This is a genomic window from Eubacterium sp., from assembly GCF_057858645.1.
Genome location: NZ_DBLZZO010000054.1, coordinates 1 through 2657, shown reverse-complemented (window position 1 = coordinate 2657; position 2657 = coordinate 1). Strand labels below are relative to the sequence as shown.

At 30.8% G+C, this 2657-nt stretch carries 4 protein-coding genes; all 4 read left to right on the top strand.

Annotated elements, in window-relative coordinates; genetic code table 11:
- A partial coding sequence (locus ACZM4J_RS12170) for a hypothetical protein (protein WP_489486284.1) occupies window positions 1-199 on the top strand: 199 nt, incomplete at its 5' end.
- A complete protein-coding gene (locus tag ACZM4J_RS12165) occupies window positions 200-1321 on the top strand; it encodes a glycosyltransferase (RefSeq protein WP_057099132.1) in 1122 nt (373 codons plus the stop codon).
- Between the two features lie 5 nt (window positions 1322-1326).
- On the top strand, window positions 1327-2202 hold the full coding sequence (locus tag ACZM4J_RS12160; RefSeq protein WP_489486281.1) for an EpsG family protein: 876 nt from the start codon (window positions 1327-1329) through the stop codon (window positions 2200-2202).
- Between the two features lie 149 nt (window positions 2203-2351).
- The coding region (locus ACZM4J_RS12155) for a hypothetical protein (protein WP_489486279.1) at window positions 2352-2657 on the top strand (306 nt) is incomplete at its 3' end.

Sequence of the window (2657 nt, the reverse complement as noted above, 5' to 3'; positions counted from 1 at the left end):
TAATGATAGGGTATTTCTTTATATGCCCATTAACATTGCTATATATGAAAATGTTGAAGGTCTTTCTACTATACGGATAAAAGAATGTAGGAAAGAATGGCTGATAATTCGATCTGATAATAAAGATATCAGATGGTATTATGATTATTTGAAATATTTCATAAAATATAAAGTGTTGAATATCAAGAGATATAAGTAAATGCGGATATTAGAATTAACAGGAGAACCTATAGGTACTGGTGGGCAAGAGATGTTTATTATCAATCTGCTTCGACATATTGATTTGACTGATTTGCAGATAGATTGGCTTACTCCTTATTATTGTGAGAATGATACCTATCGAAAAGAAGTTGAAGACAAAGGGGGCAGGGTGATTTGCTTTAATTTACACTTTAATCCAGGAGGTAGTAGAAACAATATAGTGAATCCACTCAATAACTTTCTGAAGAAGAATTATTATGATGTAGTGCATATACATTCTGGAAGTACTTCTGTATTAGCATTATGTGCGTTTGTAGCTAAATGGAATAAAGTGAAGAAAATTATTGTGCATTCACATAGTACAGGACTATCTAAATCATTGAAACATTATGTCTTAAGAATGATAACAAATCCAATTTTAAGTATGTGCCCTACACATTACTTAGCTTGTTCTGTGGATGCTGGTGTTTGGAAATTTCCTGCATCTGTTGTGAGAGGAAAATTACAGATAATAAATAATGGGATTGATTTAAATCTTTTCGCACCTGATGAAACAAAAAGATTGGAGTATAGAAAGATGCTAGATATTTCTGATAAAACAATGGTTATAGGAAATGTAGGACGTTTTTCTTATGTGAAAAATCAGGAGTTTCTAATAGAAATAGTGAGTCAATTAAAGCAACGAAGAAAAAATATAAAATTGATGCTTGTTGGTGTTGGTGAAACTATGAATGAAATAAAATCTCTCGTAGTCAGTAAAAAATTAACAGAAGATGTCCTTTTTATTGGTGGAGTAAACAATGTATATGATTATATGCAAGCTATGGATATATTTGCTTTCCCTTCAAGATGGGAAGGTCTGGGTATGGTGGGTGTGGAGGCACAAGCTATTGGAATGCCAGTTGTAGCCTCAACGGCAGTACCGATATCAATGAAATTAGTAGATGATGTAGTATTCTTATCTTTGGATGATATTAATGCTTGGTTGGGTGGCTTAAATAGAGATGTTTTAAAATCTCACGTTAATAATACAGATATTATGAGGCGGCATGGCTATGATATTAATTTGACAGCAAAAGATATTAGAGTTTTATATACCCAAGATCGAAATAAAAACTGAGAACAATGATTCATATCCAATCAGTAATAATCTATTTAGCTGTGTTTTCAGTATCAATATTTCTTTTATATTTTTCTCAGTGCATATTATATAAATATCGAAAGGTAAAGGGGATAAACAATTACAATAGGAGAATATTAGGTTATTTTTGTTTAGGCTTATCGATCACAATTCCGTGTTTGTTGGCAGCTCTTCGTAGTATGAATGTAGGTGATGATGTAGATGCTTATATTGAACCTAACTTTATATTTTCATCTGGATTAACTGATAATGGTTTTATATACTTTTTTGAAAATATGCCAAAAGAAACGGAATTTGGTTTTTCATTCCTGTTATATATTGGAAATTTGTTTAAAAGCGTTGGAGTTTTCGTATTTTTGATACAATTGCTTATAATTCTTCCTGTTTATATTGTTCTCAATAAATATCGTTATTGTCTATCTGTTACATTAGGAATGGCTACATTTTATTTCCTTTGCTATAATTTTTCTTTTAGTGGAATGAGAGGAAGTATTGCGATATCGTTATTGTTGCTTGATTTCTATTATTTACAGCATCATGATTATAAAAGAGCTATACCATTATTTTTGTTTGCAGTTTTGTTTCATAATTCTGCAATTTTAATGATGGCGTTTTATTGTTTTATATTGATGATATTGGATTCAAAGTATCCCAGATTATGGGGAGGAATATTTGCGATCTGTGTTTTTTTATTGTTTTTGATAGCAGATAAACTTCTTTGGACAGATCCGTTAAAACTACAAAAACAGGTAGACATATTAGAAAATAATGATGATTGCAGTTTAGTCATTTCTAATGGAATAATACATAATGAACGAACATCGGTAAATCGGGTGATTAATCCATTGGAGAAAATATAAACTGGATTTGTGGATGATTCAATATTGTTAAAAGAAAGTGGTGGATTAATTCCGACTTGCTCTATGATGTACAGAGCAAGTGATATTAATATGCCAGATTTTTTTATCAAGCTCCTGTTGGGGACAGACCACTAAGGATGTGGCTTATATTGAAAGGAAAAACATTTTATTTTAATGAAGCTATGGTTACATATCGAGCTCAATCGATAGGATCGTTTACTCAAAGAGTACATCATTCTCTTGAATATGCTCAAAGCATACTTAATGGTATGAATCGTTTTTTTGATACTTATAATGAGTTTACTGATTACAAGTATTTTTCTGAGATTCAGTATATGAAAAATCGGGAGTTGTATATATATTATATGCGGATTGGTAATTACTATGCTTGTTTGGAAACTCCATTTTATAAATCAATGAAGTTAGCGAAACGTATTAGAGCTTTTCTTATTATT